Here is a 24,176-nt window from a genome sequence, read left to right as displayed (position 1 = left end):
CGGGCGTACCTGGTCGATTCTTTCGACCAGGTACGCCCGTTTCGACATGCCAGCGCACCCGTAGCGGGAACGAACGACGGGGAGGTCCGGACGGCAGCACGGTCACACCGCGGTGCGGAGCACGGCCCCCACGACGCGAGCGGGCTCGGGCAGCCGCTCGTTCGTGGCCGACGCCCGGAAGGAGTCGAGTGCGAGCGCGGCGAACCGCCGCGCGGCACCGAGTCGCTCGGCCGGGTCGTCCCCGCCCAGCCCCCGCGCCGCGAGCAGCACGAGGAGCAGGTCGTCGACGACGAAGTCCGACCGCAACCGCCCCGCGGCCTTGGCTCGCAACGCCAGGCCCGCCATCGCGTGCAGGAGCTCGGCGCGGTGCCGGGCGAGCCGGTCGGACACCTGGCCCGCCGCGACGAGCGCATCGACGAAGCCCTGGTTGCGGGCGTTCAACTCGACGGTCCGCTTGACGACGGAACGCAGGCCCAGCCAGGGGTCCGAGAGCGCTGCACCCTCGAGGACGATGCTCCGGCAGAGTTCGAGCTCGTCCTCGAACGCGGCGTCGACGAGGTCCTGCCGGGTCGGGAACCGCCGGTAGAGCGTCGCCGGCCCGACCCCCGCGTGCCGGGCGACGTCGCGCATCGTCACGTCGAGGCCGCGCGCGCCGAACAGCTCGCGAGCGGCCTGCAGCACGCGGTCACGGTTCTCGCGGGCGTCGGATCGGAGGTGAGACGTCTCGTCGGTCATCGCTCCCACTTTAGCCAAGTGGACGCGGGCGTCCGTTAGCGTCGCGAGCATGCACGCAGTCACCATCGAGTCCTTCGGTCCGCCGGACGGCCTCGTCCCCACCGAGCTCCCCGAACCGGTCGCCGCGCCCGGCCAGGTCATCGTCGACGTCGAGGCGATCGGCGTCGGCGGCGTGGACGCCGTCATCCGGCGCGGGACCATCGCGCGCGCCGGCCTCGAGCCCGGGTACGTCCCGGGCAGCGAGGTCGCCGGGCGCGTCGTCGCCGTCGGGGACGAGCGGGACGCAGACTGGCTCGGCCGCCGGGTCTGGGCGTTCACGGGCGTCGGTGGCGCGTACGCCGAACGGGTCGTCGCCGGGACCGGGGACCTCACACCGCTCGAGGACGGGTTCGACGCCGTGGACGCCGTCGCCCTGGGCTCGGCCGCCCCGGTCGCCCGGTTCGCGCTGGCGACCGCGCACCTCGCCCCGGGCGAACGGGTGCTGGTACGCGGAGCCGCCGGCAGCATCGGGATCGCCGCCGTCGAGCTCGCCGCACAGGCCGGTGCCGCGGCGGTCGCGGTGACGACGGGTTCGGCCGAGCGAGGCGACCGGCTGCGCGGGTTCGGCGCCACCCACGTGCTCGACCGGCAGGGCGCGGGCGACGGGCCGGAGTCCTACGACGTGGTCATCGACGTCGTGGGCGGCCCTGCGATGCCCGCGTTCATCGACCGCCTGGCGCCGAACGGACGACTCGTCCTCGTCGGCGCCGTGGCCGGCATGCCGCCGGCGGACTTCGGTGCGCACCTGCTCCGCGGCTTCCAGCAGTCGCGGTCGGTCGCGACCTTCAGTCTCGACTCCGTGCCGCGCGACGCCCTGGCGTCGGCGCGGACGGAGCTGTTCCGCGCGGCCGCCGCGGGGACCCTGTCCCCGGTCGTCGACGCGGTGCTGCCGCTCGCAGACGCTGCGGAAGCGCACCGCCGCATGGACGACGGCGAGGTCTTCGGACGGATCGTCCTGACGCCCTGATCCCCGTCATGGAAGGACGGGAGGCGCGGTGCCAGCTGGCACCGCGCCTCCCGTCCGTCACCTGGTGACGTCAGCCGCGGATCACGGAGATCTCGTCGGCCTGCGGACCCTTCTTGCCGGGGCCGACCACGTAGCGGACGTGGTCGGTGTCCTCGAGCGAGCGCAGGCCCGTCGACGCGACGATGCTGGAGAAGTGGGCGAACAGGTCGTCCGACCCGTCGTCCGGGGTGATGAAGCCGAACCCCTTGTTGTTGTCGAACCACTTGACGGTTCCGGTGGGCATCAGAGCCACCCCTCTCAGTGGATGCGCAGTTGCGCGACCATCGGGCAGGCGAACGGGTCACGAGCGGCGAGCCCGACCCGGTTGAGGTACCGGACGACGATGCCGTACGAGCGCAGCAGGGTGGTCTCGGTGTAGGGCACGTCGAGCGTGTCGCAGTGGTCGCGGACGAGCAGGCGGGCCTGCTTCAGCGCCGGACGCGGCATCGACGGGAACAGGTGGTGCTCCACCTGGTAGTTCAGGCCGCCCATGAGGAACGAGACCCACCAGCCACCGCGGATGTTGCGGGAGGTGCGGACCTGGCGCGAGAAGAAGTCGACCTTGGCGTCGTGCGCGATGGTCGGCATGCCCTTGTGGTTCGGGGCGAACGAGGCGCCCATCATCACGCCGAAGACGGCGAGCTGGACCCCGAGGAACGCGCAGGCCATGCCGAACGGCAGGAACCAGAACACGATGGTCAGGTAGATGCCGAAGCGGGCGACGAGCAGGCCGGCCTCGAGCCAGCGGTGCTTCACGTCGGCCTTCGTGCCGTTGCCCGTGACGATGCTCATCACGGCGTAGCGGTGCAGGTTCAGGCCCTCGAGCGTGAGGAGGGGGAAGAACAGCCAGCCCTGGAAGCGCATGAACGTCGTCATGAGCGGGCCCTTCACCGACGCGGCGTCCTCCGGCAGGAAGCGGATGCCGTCCGGCGCGATGTCCGGGTCCTTGCCGACGGTGTTCGGGTTGCCGTGGTGGCGGGTGTGCTTGTTCATCCACCACGAGTAGCTGAGGCCGACCATGAACGTGCCGAGCCAGCGGCCGGCGTGGTCGTTCCACTTCTGCGAGGCGAAGACCTGGCGGTGCGCGGCCTCGTGCGAGAGGAACGCGAACTGCGTGAAGAGGACGCCGAGGGCTCCGGCGACGATGAGCTGGAACCACGAGTCGCCGAGGAACGCGAACGCGACCCAGGCGAGGGCGAGGGAGCCGATGAGGGTTCCGAACAGGGACCAGTAGAAACCGGTGCGGCGGCGCAGGAGGCCGTCGTCCTTCACCTGCGCCAGCAGCGCGGAGTAGGTCGAGGTGCCCTTGCGGGGACCTGTTGCGGGACGGGTGCGGGTGTAACCCGGTGCGAGCGGAGTGGTGGTCATGAGGACCGACCTTCCGTTACGGATCGGTCCTTCAACCAATGCGAGTGAGTTCACGCGTTTGCGCTTGGCGCGACACTAGGGGCAGAACATGCGTGTTCGCCTGGGAGTCCGGTTTGCGTCGGTGGGAGTGCGCGGTGTCCCGGGTGCGTCGGGGGCTGAGCCAGCTCTCACGGTCCACGCCGGACAGCACTGCACCTGCGCCGTAGCGTTCGTCGCACCCGACGAGGAGGCGCCGATGCCCGTCAAGTCCACACGTTCCCGACGCGTCGCTCTGTCGATGGTCGTCCTCATGGGCCTCGCCGTCCCGTTCGGCGCACTCGCTGCCCCCGTCGCGGCGACTGCGGCCGACGACCCCGCCGGGCTCCAGATCGACGCCGTCGACACCACCCAGGTGGCGTTCCACGACACGGCGAAGTGGGCCTTCACGGTGCAGGACGTCGGGACCGCGGCCACGGCGGGGCCGGTCCGGCTCCGCTTCGCCTACGACACCGGTACCAACCCACCGGACAAGGCGTCGTTGCGCGCCTTCGACCACGTCGCCGTCTCGAGCTCCTCCGGCCGCTGCACGGTCGACACCGTCACCCGTGTGACGACCTGCACCCTGCCCGCGCTCCGCCCCGGCGCTTCCGTGACGATGACGACCACGGCGCGGCAGGTATGGGACACCCGGACCACACGCTTGACGGGCTGGGAGTTCCAGGCCGTGCGCGGCACGTCCGATCCCGAAGTGCCGTACGACAGTCGGATCAGCGGCACCACGATCGTCCCGACCCACGGCGCGTTCGACGGCGCTGCGGGCACCACGGGTGGCGTCACGGTGTCGGGCTGGGCGGTCGACGTCGAGCGCGCCGCCGACCCGATGGACGTCGCCGTGGACGTCGACGGCACCCAGGCGGCGCTGCTGACCACGACGAGGCCGCGCGCCGACGTCGACCGCGCGCTGCACGTGACCGGCGACCACGGCTTCCGAGGGGTCGTCCGGGCGGCGTCGGGGGCACACCGGGTGTGCGTCACCGCGGCCGACCCCTACTGGGGCACGAGCGGCATCGACCTCGGGTGCCGGACCGTCCGCGTCCCCTGACCCACCCGACACGACCGCCGACGCCCCTCGCACCGGTTCGTCTGCGACGATCGACGCATGCCCCTCGACGGACGTCCCCTCGAACGCCTCGGCTTCCTCACCATCGGGTCGTTCGACCCGGCACGGCCCCGACTCGGTCACGAGGAGACGCTCCGGGTCATCGAGCGCGCCGAGGCCCTGGGCTTCGACAGCGCGTGGCTGCGGCACCGACACCTGCAGCACGGCATCTCCTCCCCCGTCGCGGTGATGGCCGCAGCCTCACAGCGGACCTCCCGGATCGCGCTCGGGACGGCCGTCACGCCGATCGGCGCCGAGAACCCGTTCCGACTGGCAGAGGACCTGGCGACGGTCGACGTGCTCCTCGGCGGTCGGCTCAACCCCGGCTTCTCGTCGGGCACGCCCATGAACTACGACCTCTACCGGGAGGCGCTGTACCCGGACACCGCCGAGCAGGAGGACTTCAGCGAGGCCCGCCTCCTGCGCTTCCGCAACCTCGTCCGCGGCGACCCGGTCGTCGAGGTCGCCGAGCAGCGCGGCATCGAGGAGTTCGCCACGACCGTCCAGCCGCAGAGCCCCGGCCTCGCCGACCGGCTCTGGTACGGCACGGGGAGCACGAGGTCCGCCGTGTGGGCGGCGCAGAACGGGTTCCACCTGCTCACCTCGAGCGTGACGCGGAGCGAGATCGGCACGGACTTCGCGACGAACCAGCGCGCCCAGATCGATGCGTACCTCGAGGCGCACCCGTCCCCTGGGACCGCCCGCGTCTCGCAGGGCCTCGTCGTGATCCCCACCGACACCGCGACACCCTCGCAGGTGGCTCGGTACCGCTCGTACGTCGAGGGTCGGTCTGGCCGTGTCGGGGTGCCGATGGGGCCCGGGAAGCTGCTCTTCGCCGCCGACCTGGTCGGGACGTCGGCCGAGATCGCTGATCGGCTGCGCGCGGACGCCGGGTATCAGGTGTCCACCGAGGTCGCGTTCGCGCTGCCGTTCTCGTTCGAGGCGGAGGACTACGCGCAGATCATCACGGACATGGCCGAGCGGCTCGGGCCGGAGCTCGGGTGGGCGCCGGGGGCGGGTGGCGGTCGCTGACCCCGTCGTTCGCGGTCGACCCCTTGCTTTGGTCACATCCGGGGTCCGTCCGGCGCGGCGAACCGGTACCGTGTCGGTCCCCCGCCATTCTTTCGTCGTGGGGAACAACATCCGACCGTGGGTCCAGAACCGGGGGCTCGGTCGCCTGCTCGCGCAGGAGACGACCGTGTCCGACATCATCCAGCTCTTGAGTGACCGGGATCCGTCACCGTGGGAGGGCGTCGTCGGGTTCATCCCGGACGAGGTCACGCGCGAGGCATCGAACGCGAACCGGGCGGACCTGCTGCTCACCGCGGGCGGGCGGACAGCGGTCATCGAGGTGAAGCTCGGACACATCATGAGTGCCGAACAGCAGGGGAAGTACGAGGCGTTGCAACCCCGCCCCGACCTGTACCTCGCCGCCCTCGACGCTGACCGGCACCGAGTGGGCGCCGACGCGCCCAGCTGGACCTTCATCAGCCTCGCCGACCTGCTCGCGCGGTGGTCGGGGACCGAGGACCCGCTCGCCCGAGCGCTCGCGGTCGAGACGGCGGCGACCGTCAGCACCTGGGACCGATCGATCTCCGGCGTGTTCGCGCCGCGGGGCGCAGCCGACCGGTCGCCAGTCTCGACCAGAAGTTCCTCGCGCGCGTCGCCACGCGACGTATCGCCGAGGATCTTCGCTCGCGAGGTCGGTTGGCGGGCGGCGGGGTGACCGCCGGCGGTGGGATCCCGCTCGTCGTAGGGTGGACACCGATCCGTGGCGAAGGGAAGGACCGGACCTTCATGGCTGAAGTCCGGTGGTGGGAGACCAAGTCCGGTGGAGAACTCCGGTTCGGCGTGGACTTCGACCCGCGGCCCGGCAAGCGAGAGGACGAGGAGTTACGCCGTGCGGCGTACGACCTCGCCACGAGCATGGCCGACTCGCTCGACGCTGCGAGCCTCCGAGCGCACTTCGAGGCCGATCGCCCGGACCTGGCATCGCTCCTGAGCCGCACCCGATCCAGCCGTCCGGAGCCGCGCGGCGAGTGGGAGCCGGTGATCGTGCACGGCTTCGTCGACGTCCAGTTGGAGAACGGGAAGTGGCAACGGGACAACCGGAACCGCACGCGGCCGGCCTTCTACGGGGACGGGACGCTCCGGTTCCAGGCAATCGCGGAGATCGACTTCGCCGAGGCGTCTGCGGCCGACCTCATTGATCTGCTCGACGGCACGCTCAGCTACCTCGCTGCTCGGCAGCCGGCAGAGGCTTCGGTCGCAGCGGCCGGGCAAGGGGAGGCCGGCCCGCGGCGCGCAGCTCGGGCACGTCGCGCTCGTCCTGACGGTCGCCCGGTCCGATGGCCAGCTCCCAGATCGCGGGCCTGGCACGCCCGCCAACGCAGAAGCCCCGACGGAACCAGCGTTCCGTCGGGGCTTTCCGGTCGGGCTGACAGGATTTGAACCTGCGACCCCTTGACCCCCAGTCAAGTGCGCTACCAAGCTGCGCCACAGCCCGCGAGCCCCGAGGGACCCACGTCGCCCGCGTCCGACCGGAGCGCGGAGCAACCCGACCAGCATAGCGGACGCCAGCCCCCTCCCGCGCCACGCGGTGTCGTCCCGCGCGAGTCGCTCCAGCGCGTTGCGGCTCCACACGACACCCGTCGGATTCCCAGGGTCCCCGCCGCCCGGCTCGTAGGGTGGCCCGATGCGTTCCGGTCCCACCTCCCGTGTCCTCCTCGCACTCGCAGCAGCCGGCCTGTTGCTCGGAGCCGCCGGGTGCACGGGCTCGCAGGAAGGCCCGACCCGGGCGACCCTGGCGAAGGCGACCGGGAAGACCGTCTCGGTCGCGGCCCAGTCCGACGCCGTCGAGCGGTCCGTCCGCACGAGCCGCGCGCTGTTCGCGTCCGCTCCCGGAGCCGTCGTCGCGCCCGCCGACGACGCCGACGCCGTGCGGTCCGCGGCGAGCGCCGCCGAGGCGGCCCACGTCCCGGTCCTCCTCACCGGGAAGGACGAGGCGACGGCACGGGACGAGTCGACGGCGAAGGACGGGTCGCCGGCGGCGCACGAACTCGAGCGCCTCGGCGCCCGCTGGTACCAGGCCGAGGGCGACGTCGCGATCGACACAGACGTCCCCGAGCAGGACGCGCCGGACGGCGGGGACGCGCCGGAGCCGAGCCGCGCCTCCAGGCAGGCCACCGTCGTCGTGGCGGACGCGACCGCCGACGCCGCATCCGTGGCGACCGCGAAGGCGGCAGGTGCCCGCGTCGTGACGATGCCGGACGGTGTGACGGACCCCGCGGCCGCGCCGGACGTCGTGACCGCACTGCACGAGCGGAGCGACCACCCGACGGTGCTGGTGGGGGCGGCGTTCGCCGACCTGCCGGACCCGGAGTGGACCGTCCGCGCCGCAGAGAACGGGTGGCAGCTGCCCGACGGCGGTCAGCGGCCGTTCGATGGCCACCGGTACGTGGCGCTCTACGGCGCGCCGGGGGCGCCCGCGCTCGGCGTCCTCGGCGAGCAGGACCCGACGGCGACGGTGCAGCGCGCGAAGTCCGTCGCGGCGTCGTACAAGGGGCTCGGCGACGTGCCGATCACACCCGCGATGGAGGTCATCGCGACCGTCGCCGCCGGGGACGCCGGCGCGGACGGGGACTACTCGACCGAGCTGCCCGTGTCGACCCTCGAGCCCTACGTCGATGCCGCGCACGACGCCGGGATGCCCGTGATCCTCGACCTCCAGCCGGGGCGCGCGGACTTCCTGTCGCAGGCGAAGCGGTACGAGTCGCTGCTGTCGAAGCCGGGCGTGTGGCTGGCGCTCGACCCCGAGTGGCGGCTCGGGCACGACCAGGTCCCGCTCGAGCAGATCGGGAGTGTGAAGGCCTCCGAGGTGAACGAGGTGTCCTCGTGGCTCGCGGACCTGGTCCGCTCGAAGGGGCTCCCCCCGAAGGCGTTCGTGCTCCACCAGTTCCGGCTGTCGATGATCCAGGACCGCGCGTCGCTCGAGCAGCACCCCGAGCTCGACATGCTCGTGCACGTCGACGGGCAGGGGTCGCAGCCGGACAAGCAGGCGACGTGGAAGGCGCTGCACGTCGGGGCGCCCGAGGGCATCCATTGGGGATGGAAGAACTTCTACGACGAGGACCAGCCGATGCTGACGCCGCAGCAGACCATGGCGGACGTGGCGCCGACACCGTCGCTGATCACGTACCAGTAGCGTTTTCCACAGACTGGAGGCGCGGGTCGGGTTTCGTCGGTCGGTGCTGACAGCATGGGGTCATGTCTGTTGCCCCACCACCTGCTCCGCCGTCCCCCGCGATCGCTGCGGAGGCGCAGGAGGCGCTGCACGCCCTGACCGGGCGGCCCGACGCGGTGTTCCACCCCGGGCAGCTCGAGGCGATCTCGGCGCTGGTCGAGCACCGGCAGCGCGCCCTCGTGGTGCAGCGCACCGGGTGGGGGAAGTCCGCCGTGTACTTCCTCGCGACCCTGCTGCTCCGGCGACGCGGGGGCGGCCCGACCGTGCTCGTGTCGCCGCTGCTCGCACTCATGCGCGACCAGGTCGCCGCGGCTGCCCGGGCCGGGGTGCGTGCGGTGTCGATCAACTCGGCGAACGCGCACGAGTGGGGCGAGACGCAGGCGGCGCTCGCCCGCGACGAGGTGGACGTCCTGCTCGTCTCCCCCGAGCGGCTCAACAACCCGAGGTTCCGCGACGAACAGCTGCCGACGCTCATCGCCCGCATGGGCATGCTCGTCGTCGACGAGGCGCACTGCATCTCCGACTGGGGGCACGACTTCCGGCCGGACTACCGCCGGCTGGCCGAGCTCATCCGGTCGCTCCCCCACGGCGTGCCCGTGCTCGCCACCACCGCGACGGCGAACGAGCGCGTGGTCGAGGACGTCGCCGAGCAGCTGACCGCCGGCCCCGACGACCCCGTGTTCACCATCCGCGGGTCCCTCGCGCGGGCCTCGCTGCGGCTCGGCGTGCTGTCGCTCCCCGACGCTCGACAGCGGCTCGGCTGGTTGCTCGCGCACCTCGGCGACCTGCCGGGCAGCGGCATCATCTACACGCTCACCGTCTCGGCAGCCGAGGACATCGCCCGGCTCCTGCGCGACAACGGGTACGCGGTCCGCGCGTACACCGGGCGCACCGACACCGACGAGCGCGAGCAGCTCGAGCAGCAGCTCAAGGGCAACGAGCTGAAGGCCCTCGTCGCGACGAGTGCGCTCGGGATGGGGTTCGACAAGCCGGACCTGGGCTTCGTCGTCCACGTCGGGGCGCCGTCCTCCCCCGTGGCGTACTACCAGCAGATCGGTCGCGCCGGTCGCGCCACCGACAACGCCGACGTGCTCCTGCTGCCCGGGCGCGAAGACCAAGAGATCTGGCAGTACTTCGCGAGCGCCTCGATGCCGACCGAGTCCCGGGCGTCCGCGGTGCTGCACGCGCTGTCCCGTGGCTCCGCGATGTCGACCGTCGCCCTCGAGGGACTGGTCGACATCAAGCGCTCCACCCTCGAACTCCTGCTCAAGGTGCTCGACGTCGACGGCGCCGTCCAGCGCGTCGCCGGCGGGTGGGTCGCCACCGGGCAGCCGTGGGAGTACGACGCGCCCCGCTACGAGCGGGTCGCCGCAGCCCGCGCTGCCGAGGCCGCCTCGATGCTCGACTACGAGTCCACGTCGCAGTGCCGCATGCAGCTCCTGCAGCAGGACCTCGACGACCCGTCGGCCGAACCGTGCGGTCGCTGCGACAACTGCACCGACGCCTGGTACCCGACGTCGGTGTCGTCGTCGGACGCCTCGGGTGCCGCCGCGGCGCTCGACAAGGTCGGGGTCGAGATCGCCCCGCGCGCCCAGTGGCCGTCGGGCATGTCGTCGCTCGGCGTCCCCGTGCGCGGCAAGATCGGCGCCGACGAGCTCGTCCAGCCCGGACGCGCCGTCGCCCGGCTCACCGACCTCGGGTGGGGTGGGCCGCTCCGTGCCCTCTTCGCACCGGGGGTTCCCGATGCCCCGATCTCGCGGGAGCTCGTCGACGGGTGCGTCCGTGCGCTCAAGGACTGGCCGTGGGAGACCCGTCCGACCGGGGTCGTCGCGATGTCGTCGCGGTCACGGCCCGAACTCGTCGGGTCGCTCGCGCAGGCACTGTCCTCGATCGGGCGGTTGCAGTTCCTGGGCACCCTCGGTCGGAACGGTGGGACGCCGCGCGGCGACGGTGCGACGAACAGCGCCTACCGGTTGTCGGGGGTGTGGGACACGTTCGTGGTCGATCCTGCGCTCGGGGCCGCCCTGCAGTCGCACGAGGGGCCGGTGCTGCTCGTGGACGACCTCGTCGACAGCCGGTGGACGATGACCGTCGCGGGGCGGGAGCTGCGGCGCGCGGGGGCGTCGGCCGTGCTCCCGTTCGCGTTGGCCACGGTCGCCTGACCCCGGCGTCAGCCGTCCGGGTTGCTCAGGCCGTCGGCAACCCACTGCAGGAAGACGACGACGGCCGCGTCGACCAGGAGCGTCCCGCCGGCCACGAACAACCCGGCCGCTGCGACGACGACCGCCGCCGGACGCGGCCCGGGCACCCGGAACAGGGCCACCACCGTGGCGAGGAGCGCGGCGAGCGAGACGATCCCCGTCACCACCCACCGCGGTGGGAACCCCTCGGTGAACACGCGCGCCAGGCCGACCGCGTGTGCGACGCCGGCGATCAGTGCGGCGGCCCCTGGCGCGGCGAGCCACCAGCTGCTCGCGCCGACGGTGGTGCGGTCACCGGACGACCGTGCGGACATGTCGGACTCCCCCCGGACGCCGCGTCGGGCGCCGCCCCGGCGGTCATCGTCGCACACTGGAGGCGCGGTGCGGGCCGGCACCGCGCCTCCCAGTCCGCCCCGGCCCGCGGCTCAGGCGCCGATCGCGTCCAGCTCGGCGAGCGCGTCGGACGGCAGGGCGAAGCCTGCCGAGGCGACGTTGTCGCGCAGGTGCGCGACGGACGAGGTCCCGGGGATGAGGAGCATGTTCGGCGAGCGCTGGAGCAGCCACGACAGCGCCACGGTCAGGCGTGACACTCCGAGCCGCTCCGCGACGGCGTCGAGCGCACCGGACTGCAGCGGCGAGAAGCCGCCGAGCGGGAAGTACGGCACGTAGGCGATGCCCTGCGCTGCCGTGCTGTCGACCATCGCGTCGTCCTCGCGGCGGGCGACGTTGTAGAAGTTCTGCACGCAGACGACGGGGGCGATCGACTGCGCCTCGGCGAGTTGCTCGGCGTTCACGGTCGACAGCCCGAGGTGCTTGATGAGTCCCTGCTGCCGGAGTTCGGCGAGCGCTTCGAACTGCGGCGCGAGGCTGCCCGGCTCCGGGGCGTCGAACCCGCCGACGCGGAGGTTCACCACGTCGAGCTGCTCGAGCCCGAGGTTGCGCAGGTTGTCGTGCACCTGCTCGACGAGCTCGTGCGGCTCGCGGGCGTGCGGCCAGCCGCCGTCTGCGTCACGCCGGGCACCGACCTTCGTCACGATGTGCAGGCCGTCGGCGTAGGGCTGGAGGGCCTCGCGGATGACCTCGTTCGTGACCTGCGGGCCGTAGAAGTCGGCCGTGTCGATGTGGGTGATCCCGAGGTCGACGACGGTGCGGAGGACGCGGATCGCTTCGTCGCGGTCGGTGGGCGGCCCGAAGACGCCGGGGCCCGCGAGCTGCATGGCGCCGTACCCGACGCGGGTGAGGTCGAGGTCGTCGGCGAGGCGGAAGGAGCCGCCGGGGAGGGTGGTGTCGGTCATGTCCACCACGATGCTCCTGGTCCTCCGAGACGGACAGGACCCCCTCGCCCCTGGGACCGCGGGGACCAGGATCGGATCGCGGTCGGTCCGTAGCATCGAGGGATGAGCGACAACACCCTCGGCGAGTACCTCCGGGCGAGACGGGCACTCGTCCGCCCGGAGGACGCCGGGCTGCGGGTCACCGGTGTGCGGCGAACGCCGGGGCTGCGCCGCGAGGAAGTGGCGACGCTCGCCGGGATCAGCGCGGACTACTACCTGCGTCTCGAACAGGGCCGCGATCGGAACCCCTCGGCACAGGTGCTCGACGCGATCGCGCGGGTGCTCGGACTCGATGCCACGGCGACCGCGTACCTGCGGGGTCTCGCCAGCGCGTCCGGATCGGGTGCGGCTGCGCCCGACCGTGCCAGGGGATCCCGGGGAGGCCGCGGTGACAGGGTCCCGACCGGCACGCTGCAGTTGCTCGAGGTCGTCGGGTTGCCCGCCTTCGTCGAGAACCGCGCGTTCGACGTCCTCGCCGCGAACCCGCTCGCGTCTGCACTGGCCCCGGGGATGCGCGCGGGCGAGAACCGGCTGCGCACGATGTTCCTCAGCAGCACCGAGCGGGAGCGCTACCCGGACTGGGAGCAGCAGATGGGCGGCATGGTCGCCGCGTTCCGGTCCTCCATCGGGACCGATGTGGTCGACCCGTCGATCACGTCGCTCGTCGGGGAGCTGTCGCTCGGCAGCGAGGACTTCCGTCGGTTGTGGGCGCGACACGACGTCCGACCGCTCGCCGGGGGCACCGTGCGGATGTGGCACCCGGAGGTGGGCGAACTCGAGCTCCGGCGGGAGAAGCTCGGCATCGGCGGGACGGACGGGCAGCTGCTGGTGCTGCACCACGCCGAGCCTGGGTCGCCCTCGGCGGCGGCGCTGGCGCTGCTCGGGAGCCTGGCCGCGGGGGCTGCGGGCGGAGCGGCGGGCGGCGCGGGCGGGGCGGCGGGCCGACTCGGAACGACATCGTCGACGTCGTACGACCTCGACTGAGTCGTTCTCCCGCGCGTGCAACGGTGCGCGTCCGCAACGAGCGACATCACCGGTGTCGAACGACGTCGACGATGTCGCATCGGCTCGGCACCACCCAGCGCCAATACCGCGCGCCGCCACCGCCCCCTCAGCCCGCCGCAGGCCCCGAGCGCCGCGCCGGCTTCGGGAACGCGGCCCGCATGTGGTCGGTCGTCAGCACGTCCCCGATGCCGATCATCAGCAGCGAGAACACGATCTGCTCGATCACCATCCAGAACGGGTAGAGCCCCGGGATCGCCGCGATCACGAGCGTCACGACCGGGAAGATCCGGCTGAACAACCGCAGCCGCTGGTACGCCCAGTAGTACCCGAGCTGCGCCCGCCACGCGAACACGTAGAGCGTCAGCGTGATGAGCAAGACGACGGTCGCACGGAACCACACCGCCCAGGGGACCGTCTGCCCGGCGTTCGTCAGGAGGATCGCCACGACGATCGCCGTCAGGCCGACGACGGTCTCGGCGACGAGCAGCCACCGGATCCACCGGAAGGAGCGGACGGTCTCGGGGTGGTCGAGCATGTCCTCGCGGATGACGTAGTCCGCCTGGCGGCCGCCGGCCAGTCGATCGAGGTGCAGACGGCACCACAGGCGGTCGGCGAGGGCACCGAGCCCGGCGTTCTGCTGCGTCACCCTCCCATGGTGCCGTATCCGGCGGCGCGATCCGGCACCGCACCACCCTGCCGTGTCCCGCGGCACGAACCGGCACCGCGCCACCCTGCCGTGTCCCGCGGCGCGAACCGGCACCGCGCCTCCAGACCGGCGACGCCTCAGTCGGTCGGTAGAAGCGCAGCTCCCCCCAGGACCGCACCGGAGTCGGGGTCCAGCAGGACGAGCGAGCGCACCGGGTCCGGGATCCCGCGGGGCGCTTCGAGGTCGAAGGTGATCGTCCCGACGTCGGACGGGATCGTGCCGAGGTCGTCGTCGTCCTCGTGCCCCGTCCAGAGCCCGGGCCGCGCGCCGACGACCGTGCCCTCGGAGAGCATCACCCGGACCCCTGGCAGCTCCGTGTCGGAGGACGCCACCCGGAGGTCCGTGATCCTGACGAGCAGGTGCTCCCCGGCGCGTGCGATCCGGACGTGTCCCGAGGCGGACCGGTCGTGTCCCGAGGCGATCCCGTCGATCGGAGCGATCGGGACGAGGTCGCCGGCCACCGGCGGGACGCGCCGCCACCACGCGTCGATGGGCGATCCGTCGGCATGGTCATCCGTGGCGGGCTCGGGGACCGGGGCGCCGAGCGTGTTAGACGGGGACACGAGCGTGCCGCCCTGCAGACCCTGTTCGGCGAGCGAGGTCGTCGTCGCGACCGGCTCCGCAGCGTCGATGCCACGCTCGGTCTGGATGGCGCGCCAAGCGACCAGGACCGCGACGAGGGCGAGCAGAGCGACCGCTGCGAACAGCCATCGTCGACTCGCCCTCGTCATGTCGGATCCCCTGATCGACCTCAGCGCTTGCGGCGCTCGCGCACCCGCATGTTGACGTTGATCGGCGTACCCGAGAAGCCCCAGACCTCGCGCAGTCGACGCGTGATGAAGCGTCGGTACTGCGGGTCGAGGAAGCCCGTCGTGAACAGCACGAACGTCGGCGGCTGGCTCGACGCCTGGGTCCCGAACAGGATGCGGGGCTGCTTGCCACCGCGGACCGGGTGCGGGTGCTCCTGCACGAGCTCGGCGATGAAGGCGTTGACCTTGCCCGTCGGGATGCGGGTGTCCCACGAGTCGAGCGCGGTCTCGAGGGCCGGCACGAGCTTCTCGAGGTGGCGACCGGTGCGTGCGGAGATGTTGACGCGCGGTGCCCATGCCACGTGCGCGAGGTCCTGCTCGATCTCGCGCTCGAGGTAGCGGCGGCGGTCGTCGTCGAGCAGGTCCCACTTGTTGTAGGCCAGCACCAGCGCGCGACCGGACTCGAGGACGAGGTCGATGATGCGGAGGTCCTGCACGGAGATCGGCTCGGTGACGTCGAGGACGACCACGGCGACCTCGGCCTTCTCGAGCGCTGCCGTCGTGCGGAGCGAGGCGTAGAAGTCGGCCCCCTGCTGCAGGTGCACGCGCTTGCGGATGCCGGCGGTGTCGACGAAGCGCCAGACACGGCCGCCGAGCTCGATCTGCTCGTCCACCGGGTCGCGGGTCGTCCCCGACAGCTCGTTGACGACGACGCGCTCTTCGCCGGCGGCCTTGTTCAGGAGCGAGCTCTTGCCGACGTTCGGACGGCCGAGGATCGCGACGCGACGGGGTCCGCCGACCTCCTGCTTGGCGACGGCAGAGGTGTCGGGGAGCGTCTTGATGATGAGGTCGAGGAGGTCGGCGACGCCACGACCGTGCAGCGCCGACACCGGGTACGGCTGCCCCAGACCGAGGTTCCAGAGCTCGTAGGCGTCGAGGTCGCGCCGGTCGTCGTCCGACTTGTTCGCGACGACGATGACCGGACGGTCGGTGCCGCGGAGCATCTTCACGACGTGCTCGTCGGTGGCGGTGATGCCGACCGTGACGTCCACGACGAAGAGCACCGCGTCGGCGAGGTCGATCGCGACCTCGGCCTGGGCGGCGACGGAGGCGTTGATGCCCTTGGCGTCGGGCTCCCACCCGCCGGTGTCGACGAGGGTGAAGCGCTTGTCGTTCCACTCCGCCTTGTAGGCGACGCGGTCACGCGTGACACCGGGGGTGTCCTGCACGACGGCTTCGCGGCGACCGAGGATGCGGTTGACCAGCTGCGACTTGCCGACGTTCGGTCGCCCGACGATCGCGAGCACCGGGTAGGCCGGCAGGTAGGTGATGCCGTCCTCGCCGAGCTGCCCGGCTTCGAGCAGGGCGACGTCCTCTTCGTCGAGCTCGTAGTCCTCGAGCCCGGCGCGGAGCGCGTTCGCCCGCTGCTCGGCCTCGGCTTCGTCGAGCCCGGCGATCCGCTCGCCGAGGGCGTCGTCGTACTCGGGGAAGTCGTCGTGTTCTGGGTTGTCCAGCTGCGCCATGTGGGTGTCCTTGCCGGCGACCCTTCGGCCGCGTGTTGTCAGTGCGTGGCCGCGCGTGGCCCTGGTGGTCAGTGCCCGGTCGCGCGGGCCAGGTCGACGACCGCTTGCACGGTCTGGTCGAAGTCGAGGTCGGTGGAGTCGAGCGTCGTGACGCCGTCGGCGGCGTTCATGAAGTCGACGACCTTCGCGTCCGCCGCGTCGCGACGAGCGAGTGCGGCGGAGGTCTCGGCGGCCGACTGGGTGGTGACCTCAGCCGAGCGCCGAGCCATTCTAACGGACTCGTCGGCCGTGAGGAGGATCCGGACTTCGGCGTCGGGCGCGACGACCGTGGTGATGTCACGCCCCTCGGTGATGATGCCCCGGCCCTCGGCCTTGCGCATCACGTTCCGGAAGAGCTGCACGAGCCGCTGCCGGACCTCGGGCAGCTTCGCGATGTGGGCGACCGCGGCGGTGACCTCGGGCGTGCGGATCGCGTCGGTGACGTCGGTGCCGTTCACCTGGACGAAGTAGGCGTCCGGGTCGGTGCCGATCTCGTAGTCGAAGGTGTCCCAGCTCGCCAGGACCGCGGCGGCGTCGTCGAGGTCGACCTGCTGCTGCAGGGCGTGCCAGGCGAGCGCACGGTAGGCGGCACCGGTGTCCTGGTAGCCGAAGCCGAGCGCGCGCGCCGCGGCACGGGACACGCTCGACTTGCCGCTGCCCGCGGGACCGTCGACCGCGATCACGAACTTCGCGACGAAGGCGCCGTCCGGCAGTCCGGCCGGCAGGGGGTCGCGCGTCGAGCCGGGCTCGCCGCCACCCTGCCCGTCGAGACCGCCACCCGCACCGCCGGCGCCGCCGATCGGGCCGGGCTGGTCGCCGGGCGTGGGCAGCCCGGTGTCGGGTCCGTCGGGTCCACCGGTCACGCCGGAGTCGTCGTTGTTCAGGCCCATGCTGCTGCGATCCTCCATCCGCGACCCTCGAGTTCGTCGACGAGTCGCTGTTCCTGCTCGGGCACGACCGACACCTCGACGATGCCGATCTGCGCGCCCGGTGAGTGCTCGAGGCGCATGTCCTCGAGGTTGATGCCGATCTCCCCGATGAACGTGAGGAGCGCGGCGATCTGGCCCGGGGTGTCGTCGACGAGGACGACCACCTGGGCGAAGCGCTTGGTGGTGCCGTGCTTGCCCGGCAGCCGTTCGACGCCGCGGTTGCCCGCAGCGATGGTCTCGGCGAGGGCGCGGGGCGAACCGGGCGCGGTCGGGTCGTCGAGTGCGGCGAGCACCCGGTCGAGGTCGTCGCGGAGGTCCGCGAGCACCGGCCGGATGCGCGACGCGTTCGCACCGATGATCTGCACCCAGAGCCCCGGGTCGCTCGCGGCGATGCGGGTCACGTCACGAATGCCGCCGCCCGCGAGGCCGAGCGAGCCGTCGGGGGCGTCCCGCAGCCGTGAGGCCATCAACGTGGACACCAGCTGCGGCGCGTGCGAGACGTAGGCCACCGCGAGGTCGTGCGACTCCGGTTCCATCGGGACCACGGTCGCGCCGACGTCGAGCGCCAGGTCTTCCACCACGGCGGCACGCTGGTACGTGATGTCGTCGTGCCCGGCGATCACCCACGGCTGTCCGAGGAAGAGATCGGCGCGCGCGGCGGTCGGCCCGCTGCGTTCGCGGCCCGCCATGGGGTGCGAGCCGATGTAGCGCGAGATGTCGGCGCCGGCTGCCCGGAGCGAGGCGAGCGGCCCCGACTTCACGCTCGCCACGTCGGTCACCACGGCATCGGGGAACGCCGCGAGCTCACGCTCGACGACCGCCGCCACGACGTCCGGGGGAACCGCCACGACCACGAGTTCCGGACGGTCACCGGGAGCCGGTCGACGCCCGGCGCCGTAGTCGACGGCGAGCGCCAGGGCTGCGGGCGAGACGTCGTCGAGGACGACCTCGACACCCTTCTCACGCAGCGCCAGGCCGATGGACGCGCCGAGCAGGCCCGCGCCGACGATCCGCACGGGTCCCCGGAGCCGCCGGTCGATGGCCGGTTCGGCGAGCGGGGTGGTGGCGTCGGTCACCCCGCAAGCCTACCGATCGTCAGTCCGAGGACTCTTCGCCGTCCGAGGCCTGGGGAGAACCCTTCGCCTCACGGGCGATGCGGAGGAGCGAACCGAGCTCGACCGTCGACAGCTCCCGGGTCTTGCCGATCGGCAGGGACCCGAGGTGCAGCGGCCCGAACGACCGCCGGACCAGTTCGAGGACGGGGTGGTCGACCTCGTCGAGCATGCGGCGCACGATCCGGTTGCGACCGGAGTGCAGCGTGACCTCGACGAGCGACTCCCCGCGCGAGGACTCGAGCAGGCGGACCTTGTCGGCCGCGATCGGACCGTCCTCGAGCTCCACACCGTCGAGCAGCCGCTGCACCGTCGCGGGGTTCACGTTGCCGCGCACCTTCGCGATGTACGTCTTCGTCACCCCGAACGACGGGTGCGCCAGGACGTGCGCGAGGTCCCCGTCGTTCGTCAGCACGAGCAGCCCGGACGTCTCGGTGTCGAGCCGCCCGACGTTGAACAGGCGCTCCTCGTACCGGTCGACGTACTCGGAGAGGTCACGACGTCCACGCTCGTCCTGCAGGCTGGAGACCATGCCGGTCGGCTTGTTGAGCAGCACGTAGCGGCGCGAGCTGTCGATCTGCACCGGGACGCCGTCCACCGCGATCTGGTCGGTCTCGGGATCGACACGCCGGCCGAGCGCGTCGACGACCTCGCCGTTGACCGTCACGCGGCCCTCGACGATCAGGTTCTCCGCGACGCGGCGAGATGCCACGCCCGCAGCGGCGATCACCTTCTGCAGGCGCTCCCCCTCTGCCTGGAGGCGCGGCGCGGCCCCGGCGGTCGCCGTCCCGTCCGCCGCGTCCCAGTCCGGGATGATCGGGCGCTCGGGCGTGCCCTCGAGCGGCTGGCCCTGCTGGTCGCGGGCACCCTCGGGCTGCGGGGTGGTGCGGCGGTCGGTGCCGCGCGGGCCGGTGTTCCGGGGCCGGTCGCCGTTGCGCGCCGTGGTGGTGCCGCCGACGTAGCGTCGGCCGTTGTGCCACACCGTGCTCGGTCGGCCGTCGGGGGCGCGGCGGTCCTCGCGGGCCGGGTCGCGGCGGCGGTCGTCGTCGCGTCGGGGAGCGTCACGACGGTCGTCACGCCGATCGTCACGGCCGCGGTACCCACCGGACGCGGGGCGCTCGTCACGACCCTGGTACCCGCCGCGGTCGTCGTCACGGCGGTTGAACCCGCCGCGGTCGCTGCCGCGGCGGTCGTCCTCGCGGCCGACGAACCGACCCCGGTCTCCCCCGCGGTCGTCGCGACCCCGGTACCCGCCGCCGGACGCGGGACGCTCGTCACGGCCGCGGTACCCGCCGCGGTCGTCGTCACGGCGCGGGGCATCACGGCGGTCGTCACGACCCCGGTACCCACCACCGGACGCGGGACGCTCGTCACGCCCGCGGTAGCCTCCACGATCGTCGTCACGGCGCGGGGCATCCCGGCGGTCGTCACGACCCCGGTACCCACCACCGGACGCCGGACGGTCGTCGCGGCCGCGGTACCCGCCGCGGTCATCGTCACGGCGCGGAGCATCACGGCGGTCGTCACGACCCCGGTACCCACCACCGGACGCCGGACGCTCGTCACGGCCGCGGTACCCGCCGCCGCTCGACGGACGGTCGTCACGACCGCGGTACCCGCCGCCGCTCGACGGACGGTCGTCACGGCCGCGGTAGCCCCCACGGTCGTCGTCACGCCGGCCGGACCCCGCACGGTCGTCACGACCCCGGTACCCACCACCGGAGGACGGACGCTCGTCACGGCCCCGGTACCCACCGGAAGCAGGACGCTCGTCACGCCCGCGGTAGCCTCCGCGCTCGTCGCGACCAGCGCTCTCGGACCGGCCACCCGCACGGCCGGAGCCTGCGGTGCGGTCGCGTGACGCGCCTCCAGGACGACCCGCGCCGTCCCGGCCCGCGCCACCCCGTGGGCCGCCTCGTCGTTCTTCCTCATACGCGGCCATCGGGGATCCCTTCGTTCTGCTCGAAGCCGCCGGCACCGTCGTCCAGGAGGGGCGAGATGAGCGGCAGCTCGTCGAGCGAGTTGATGCCGAGCTGCTGCAGGAGCAGGTCGGACGTGACGTAGTTGATGGCGCCGGTCTCGGCGTCGGTGAACGACTCCTCGATGAGGCCGCGCGCGACGAGCGTGCGGACGACGCCGTCGACGTTGACGGCGCGGATCGAGGCGATCTGCGACCGGGTGATCGGCTGCTTGTACGCGACGACCGCGAGGGTCTCGAGCGCCGCCTGCGACAGGCGGGAGGGGCGTTCGGCCTCGACGAACTGCTCGACGACGTCGTCGAGGTCCTGCCGGACGTAGAAGCGCCAGCCGCCGCCGACCTCGCGGAGTTCGAACCCGCGGCGGATCGTGCCGTCGACCCCGTCGAAGTCCGCCACGAGACGCTCGATGGCCTGCCGGACCACGGGGACGGGAGCCCCCACGGCCGCGCCGAGGGACACGAGCGACTGGGGTTCGTCGGCGATCATCAGGATCGCCTCGAGCTGCCGGTCGACGGGGATCTCCGGCCGGGCGGCATGCTCGTGCGCCTCGTGGATCTCGCGCTCGATCGCGCGGGCGTCGGCCATCTCGTCGGCGCCGCCGGGTTCGGCACTGGACGTGTCGTGCACGTCATCCGTCATAGTCGGCTCCCAGGTTGGCGAGGCTCTCGTCGGACCAGTCGTCGGCGGTCCAGCGCAGCGTCAGCTCCCCGAGCGGTTCGAACTGTTCGAACGAGATGGATGCGTTCCGGTACAGCTCCAGGATCGCGAGGAAGCGAGCCACCACGATACCCGTCTCCGAGACACCGGCGACCAGTTCACGGAACGAGACGTCCTCGTCGGCACGCGTGCGGAGGATCGAGACGACGATCGCGGCCTGCTCCCGGATGCTGACGAGCGGGGCGTGCAGGTGGTCGAGTCCGACCGTCGGGAGCTCCCGGGGCGCGAACGCCAGGGTCGCCAGCGCGGCGAAGTCCTGCACCGACAGGGTCCAGACGAGCTCGGGGGTCCGGGCGCGGAACCGCTCCTCGAGCCGGACGCTCCGCACGTGGCGTCGGGACTCGGTCAGCCAGCGGGAGCCGAACCAGTCGGCGGCCTGCTTGAACGCCCGGTACTGCAGCAGTCGGGCGAACAGGAGGTCGCGGGCCTCGAGCAGGGCGACGTCCTCGGCGTCGACGAGCTCGCCCTGCGGCAGGAGTCCGGCGATCTTGAGGTCGAGCAGCGTGGCGGCGACGACGAGGAACTCGCTGGCCTCGTCGAGTTCGTCCTGGGACTCGGCCTGGCGCACGTACTCGATGAACTCGCCCGTCACAGCGCCGAGCGAGACCTCGGTGATGTCGAGCTCGTGCTTCGTGATGAGCGAGAGGAGCAGGTCGAACGGGCCGTCGAAGTTGCGGAGCCGGACTCGGAAGCCGGCCGCAGTCTGCGTGCCGGCGGGGGTCGGATGCCCGGCCGGTCCGGGGTCAGGCGACGGCGCCACGCTCGACGAGCTCCCTGGCGAGCTGCCGGTACGCGTGTGCGGCCGCGTGGTCCGGCGCGGTCTGCGTGATCGGGCGCGCCGAGACCGTGGCGTCCGGGAACTTCACGGTCCGGCCGATGACGGTGTCGAGCACGCGGTCGTCGAAGGTGTCCACGACACGCTCCATGACCTCGCGCGAGTGCAGCGTGCGCGAGTCGTACATCGTCGCGAGGATCCCGTCGAGCTGCAGCGCCGGGTTGAGGCGGTCGCGCACCTTGTCGATCGTCTCGATGAGCAGCGCCACTCCACGCAGGGCGAAGAACTCGCACTCGAGCGGGATGAGGACGCCGTGCGCCGCCGTCAGGGCGTTCACGGTCAGCAGCCCGAGCGACGGCTGGCAGTCGACGAGGATCACGTCGTAGTCGTTCGCGACCTTCCGGAGCACGCTCGCGAGGATCTGCTCGCGCGCGACCTCGTTCACGAGGTGCACCTCGGCCGCGGAGAGGTCGATGTTCGCCGGGATCACGTCGAGGTAGGGCGTGTTCGTCGGCTGGATGACCTGGTTCGGGTCCTTGATCGACCCCATCAGCAGGTCGTAGACGGTGGGGATGTCGTGGGTCCGCACGCCGAGGCCGGCCGACAGTGCGCCCTGCGGGTCGAAGTCCACCGCGAGGACCTTGCGCCCGTACTCCGCCAGCGCCGCGCCGAGGTTGATCGACGTCGTGGTCTTGCCGACGCCGCCCTTCTGGTTGCACAGCGCGATGATGCGAGCGGGACCGTGGCCGTCGAGCTCCTCGGGCACCGCGAACTGCCGGACGGGCCGTCCGGTCGGACCGTAGGTGGTCTCGCCGGTTCCGGGGGTGGTCGTCGGGTTCGTGCTCACCCCGTCATCGTACCGGCGACCGGCCGCCGGGCCGGGCCGCACCGCCGGGCCGGGCCGCACCGCCGCAGGTCGGGGCCAGGAGGCGCGACTCACGCTGGGCGCAGCGCCACCCGCATGCTGTCCACGCGTTCCGCGATGACGGCGTCCGCCGTCCAGCGCTGCTGGAGGCGCCCCACGAGCTCCTGCACCTGCGTCTGGTCGAGTCCGGGGTGGAGCGCCAGCCCCACCGTCAGTTCCGCACCGGCGAACCGTCCGAGCGGGTCCCCCGGGGCCAGCTCGACCCGCGCCACCGCACGCTCCCCCACGACGGAGTCGGCGAAGGCCCGCGCCACTTCCGGGTCCTCGAAGCAGGGCGTCCACGGCAGGTCCTGCCCGATCGCCCACACCGCGGGGCGACGGAGCACGAACTCGGTCGGCGCCGTCGGGTCGAGGACCACGAGCTGGGTCTCCTCGCTCGCCGCAGCCATGGCCACCCGCCGCGAGTCCGCCGGCACCGGTCGGGCGTCCGCGTCCCAGGATCGCATCGCCTCGACCGAGGTGAAGGCCGGCATGACGCTGCGACCGTCCGGGCCGGCGACCGTCACGATGGAGAGCTCCTGCGTCTTGTCGACGAGCTTGCCGGTCTCGGTGTGCCCGATGTCTCCGGCCTCGGCGATGAGCGGGATGAGCAGCCGGGCGGTGCGGAGCGCGTCGACGACCACCCGCTGCGACCCCCCGTCCGGCAGCGCCGTGATCGCGGCGACGACGGCCGGGTCGGCCAGACCGTCGTCGTCGTCGAACGTCGTGTCGTGCTGGTCGAACGTGCGCCCGGCCCAGGCGAAGCCCGCGGAGTCCGCCGCCCCACCGGGGGTGTGCGCGTCGTCCGGGTGCCCGTCGCCCGCGGGCCCGTCGGGTCCGGTGCCGCGACCGTTCGAGATGCCCGCCACGCGCCTACTCCGAGGCGATGTCGAGCGCGGCCGGGAGCGTGAACGCCCCCGAGTAGAGCGCCTTGCCGATGATCGCGCCCTCGAGCCCGTGCGGCACGAGCTCGCGCAGTGCACGGAGGTCGTCGAGCGTCGAGATCCCGCCGGAGGCCACGACGGGCTGGTCGGTGCGGTCGCAGACCTCGCGGAGGAGGTCGACGTTGGGGCCCTGCAGGGTGCCGTCCTTCGTCACGTCGGTCACGACGTACCGGGCGCAGCCGGCTTCCTCGAGGCGGTCGAGGACCTCCCACAGGTCGCCGGCGTCCTCCGTCCAACCCCGGCTGGCGAGCGTCGTGCCGCGCACGTCGAGCCCGACGGCGATCTGCTCGCCGTACGTCCGGATCACGCGGGCCGCCCACTCCGGGTCCTCGAGCGCGGCGGTGCCGAGGTTCACGCGTGCGGCACCGGTCGCGAGGGCTGCCTCGAGCGAGGCGTCGTCGCGGATGCCGCCCGAGAGCTCGACGGCGACGCCCTCGACCTCGCGGATGGCGTGCGCGATGACCTTCCGGTTGTCGCCGCGGCCGAACGCTGCGTCGAGGTCGACGAGGTGGATCCACTCGGCACCCTGGTCACGCCACGTCCGGGCTGCCGACACCGGGTCGCCGTAGGAGGTCTCGCTGCCGGCCTCGCCCTGGGTGAGGCGCACCGCCTGGCCGTCGACGACGTCCACGGCGGGCAGCAGGACGAGGGGCGGGGTGGTGGAGAGCTCGGTCATGGTCCTGTCTTCGTTGCGGGGGTCGTCGGGCGCGTCGTCGTTCGCGACGTGTCG

At 72.5% G+C, this 24,176-nt stretch carries 25 protein-coding genes and 1 tRNA gene; 9 read left to right on the top strand and 17 right to left on the bottom strand.

Going from position 1 to position 24,176, the window contains the following annotated elements; translation table 11 throughout:
• Positions 1–102: 102 nt before the first annotated feature.
• The gene (locus tag J2X60_RS13400) at positions 103–735 is read right to left on the bottom strand and encodes a helix-turn-helix domain-containing protein (RefSeq protein ID WP_309888145.1); all 633 of its coding nucleotides are present in this window, start codon (positions 733–735) and stop codon (positions 103–105) included.
• Positions 736–784: 49 nt separating this feature from the next.
• Here J2X60_RS13400 and J2X60_RS13395 point away from each other — a divergent pair, with 49 nt between their 5' ends.
• Positions 785–1,741 (top strand): zinc-binding dehydrogenase, encoded by a 957-nt coding sequence (locus J2X60_RS13395; RefSeq protein ID WP_309888143.1) that lies wholly within the window; start codon positions 785–787, stop codon positions 1,739–1,741.
• A gap of 70 nt (positions 1,742–1,811) precedes the next feature.
• Here J2X60_RS13395 and J2X60_RS13390 read toward each other — a convergent pair whose 3' ends face one another.
• Complete coding sequence (locus J2X60_RS13390; RefSeq protein ID WP_070419121.1) at positions 1,812–2,024, bottom strand: cold-shock protein; 213 nt, start codon at positions 2,022–2,024, stop codon at positions 1,812–1,814.
• A 14-nt stretch (positions 2,025–2,038) separates the two neighbouring features.
• Positions 2,039–3,148 carry an acyl-CoA desaturase gene (locus J2X60_RS13385; RefSeq protein WP_309888140.1) on the bottom strand — a complete coding sequence of 370 codons (1,110 nt, stop codon included), beginning with the start codon at positions 3,146–3,148 and terminating at the stop codon, positions 2,039–2,041.
• Positions 3,149–3,383: 235 nt separating this feature from the next.
• On the opposite strand from J2X60_RS13385, the gene J2X60_RS13380 reads away from it, so the two are divergent.
• From J2X60_RS13380 to J2X60_RS13365, 4 genes are all read left to right on the top strand, one after another.
• Positions 3,384–4,229 (top strand): hypothetical protein, encoded by an 846-nt coding sequence (locus J2X60_RS13380; RefSeq protein WP_309888133.1) that lies wholly within the window; start codon positions 3,384–3,386, stop codon positions 4,227–4,229.
• Positions 4,230–4,286: 57 nt separating this feature from the next.
• Complete coding sequence (locus tag J2X60_RS13375; protein ID WP_309888131.1) at positions 4,287–5,318, top strand: LLM class flavin-dependent oxidoreductase; 1,032 nt, start codon at positions 4,287–4,289, stop codon at positions 5,316–5,318.
• 97 nt (positions 5,319–5,415) lie between these two features.
• The gene (locus tag J2X60_RS13370; protein ID WP_309888129.1) at positions 5,416–6,012 is read left to right on the top strand and encodes a hypothetical protein; all 597 of its coding nucleotides are present in this window, start codon (positions 5,416–5,418) and stop codon (positions 6,010–6,012) included.
• Between the two features lie 71 nt (positions 6,013–6,083).
• A complete protein-coding gene (locus J2X60_RS13365) occupies positions 6,084–6,737 on the top strand; it encodes a hypothetical protein (RefSeq protein ID WP_309888127.1) in 654 nt (217 codons plus the stop codon).
• On the opposite strand, the gene J2X60_RS13360 is transcribed toward J2X60_RS13365, so the two are convergent.
• Positions 6,719–6,792 (bottom strand) — tRNA-Pro (locus J2X60_RS13360). The genes J2X60_RS13365 and J2X60_RS13360 overlap by 19 nt on opposite strands.
• A gap of 189 nt (positions 6,793–6,981) precedes the next feature.
• On the opposite strand from J2X60_RS13360, the gene J2X60_RS13355 reads away from it, so the two are divergent.
• Positions 6,982–8,490: a hypothetical protein gene (locus tag J2X60_RS13355; protein ID WP_309888125.1), complete on the top strand. Its 1,509-nt coding sequence runs from the start codon at positions 6,982–6,984 to the stop codon at positions 8,488–8,490.
• 62 nt (positions 8,491–8,552) lie between these two features.
• On the top strand, positions 8,553–10,691 hold the full coding sequence (locus J2X60_RS13350) for a RecQ family ATP-dependent DNA helicase (protein WP_309888122.1): 2,139 nt from the start codon (positions 8,553–8,555) through the stop codon (positions 10,689–10,691).
• An 8-nt stretch (positions 10,692–10,699) separates the two neighbouring features.
• On the opposite strand, the gene J2X60_RS13345 is transcribed toward J2X60_RS13350, so the two are convergent.
• Both J2X60_RS13345 and J2X60_RS13340 read right to left on the bottom strand, forming a co-directional pair.
• A complete protein-coding gene (locus tag J2X60_RS13345; protein WP_309888121.1) occupies positions 10,700–11,044 on the bottom strand; it encodes a hypothetical protein in 345 nt (114 codons plus the stop codon).
• A gap of 111 nt (positions 11,045–11,155) precedes the next feature.
• Complete coding sequence (locus tag J2X60_RS13340; protein ID WP_309888119.1) at positions 11,156–12,025, bottom strand: oxidoreductase; 870 nt, start codon at positions 12,023–12,025, stop codon at positions 11,156–11,158.
• Between the two features lie 102 nt (positions 12,026–12,127).
• Here J2X60_RS13340 and J2X60_RS13335 point away from each other — a divergent pair, with 102 nt between their 5' ends.
• Complete coding sequence (locus J2X60_RS13335; protein WP_309888117.1) at positions 12,128–13,048, top strand: helix-turn-helix transcriptional regulator; 921 nt, start codon at positions 12,128–12,130, stop codon at positions 13,046–13,048.
• A 127-nt stretch (positions 13,049–13,175) separates the two neighbouring features.
• On the opposite strand, the gene J2X60_RS13330 is transcribed toward J2X60_RS13335, so the two are convergent.
• From J2X60_RS13330 to J2X60_RS13305, 6 genes are all read right to left on the bottom strand, one after another.
• Positions 13,176–13,715 carry a hypothetical protein gene (locus J2X60_RS13330; protein ID WP_309779100.1) on the bottom strand — a complete coding sequence of 180 codons (540 nt, stop codon included), beginning with the start codon at positions 13,713–13,715 and terminating at the stop codon, positions 13,176–13,178.
• Between the two features lie 137 nt (positions 13,716–13,852).
• Positions 13,853–14,506 carry a hypothetical protein gene (locus tag J2X60_RS13325; protein ID WP_309888115.1) on the bottom strand — a complete coding sequence of 218 codons (654 nt, stop codon included), beginning with the start codon at positions 14,504–14,506 and terminating at the stop codon, positions 13,853–13,855.
• A 20-nt stretch (positions 14,507–14,526) separates the two neighbouring features.
• A complete protein-coding gene (gene der / locus J2X60_RS13320) occupies positions 14,527–16,047 on the bottom strand; it encodes a ribosome biogenesis GTPase Der (protein WP_071295441.1) in 1,521 nt (506 codons plus the stop codon).
• Between the two features lie 68 nt (positions 16,048–16,115).
• Positions 16,116–16,799: a (d)CMP kinase gene (cmk, locus tag J2X60_RS13315; protein ID WP_267484435.1), complete on the bottom strand. Its 684-nt coding sequence runs from the start codon at positions 16,797–16,799 to the stop codon at positions 16,116–16,118.
• A 167-nt stretch (positions 16,800–16,966) separates the two neighbouring features.
• Positions 16,967–18,091, bottom strand: coding sequence for a prephenate dehydrogenase (locus tag J2X60_RS13310; protein WP_309888112.1), 1,125 nt, complete (start codon positions 18,089–18,091; stop codon positions 16,967–16,969).
• 19 nt (positions 18,092–18,110) lie between these two features.
• Complete coding sequence (locus J2X60_RS13305; RefSeq protein WP_309888211.1) at positions 18,111–18,866, bottom strand: pseudouridine synthase; 756 nt, start codon at positions 18,864–18,866, stop codon at positions 18,111–18,113.
• A 234-nt stretch (positions 18,867–19,100) separates the two neighbouring features.
• Between J2X60_RS13305 and J2X60_RS13300 the strand changes: the two genes are divergently transcribed.
• On the top strand, positions 19,101–19,988 hold the full coding sequence (locus J2X60_RS13300) for a hypothetical protein (RefSeq protein WP_309888110.1): 888 nt from the start codon (positions 19,101–19,103) through the stop codon (positions 19,986–19,988).
• Between the two features lie 67 nt (positions 19,989–20,055).
• Here the strand turns inward: J2X60_RS13300 and scpB are convergent, their stop codons facing one another.
• From scpB to priA, 5 genes are all read right to left on the bottom strand, one after another.
• Positions 20,056–20,745, bottom strand: coding sequence for an SMC-Scp complex subunit ScpB (scpB, locus tag J2X60_RS13295; RefSeq protein ID WP_309888108.1), 690 nt, complete (start codon positions 20,743–20,745; stop codon positions 20,056–20,058).
• Positions 20,735–21,583, bottom strand: a complete 849-nt coding sequence (locus J2X60_RS13290) for a ScpA family protein (RefSeq protein ID WP_309888106.1) — start codon at positions 21,581–21,583, stop codon at positions 20,735–20,737. Before J2X60_RS13290 ends, scpB begins: the two co-directional genes overlap by 11 nt.
• Positions 21,567–22,445, bottom strand: a complete 879-nt coding sequence (locus J2X60_RS13285) for a ParA family protein (RefSeq protein WP_070416496.1) — start codon at positions 22,443–22,445, stop codon at positions 21,567–21,569. The genes J2X60_RS13290 and J2X60_RS13285 overlap by 17 nt, the downstream gene beginning before the upstream one ends.
• An 89-nt stretch (positions 22,446–22,534) precedes the next feature.
• Positions 22,535–23,371: an SseB family protein gene (locus J2X60_RS13280; RefSeq protein WP_309888104.1), complete on the bottom strand. Its 837-nt coding sequence runs from the start codon at positions 23,369–23,371 to the stop codon at positions 22,535–22,537.
• Between the two features lie 4 nt (positions 23,372–23,375).
• Positions 23,376–24,122: a bifunctional 1-(5-phosphoribosyl)-5-((5-phosphoribosylamino)methylideneamino)imidazole-4-carboxamide isomerase/phosphoribosylanthranilate isomerase PriA gene (gene priA, locus J2X60_RS13275; RefSeq protein WP_309888101.1), complete on the bottom strand. Its 747-nt coding sequence runs from the start codon at positions 24,120–24,122 to the stop codon at positions 23,376–23,378.
• Positions 24,123–24,176 lie beyond the last annotated feature (54 nt).

Origin of the sequence: Curtobacterium sp. 320 (assembly GCF_031455235.1) — a bacterium.
Taxonomy (GTDB): domain Bacteria; phylum Actinomycetota; class Actinomycetes; order Actinomycetales; family Microbacteriaceae; genus Curtobacterium.
Note: the sequence above shows the minus strand (reverse complement) of the source record. Positions and strands in the feature narration are given on the sequence as shown.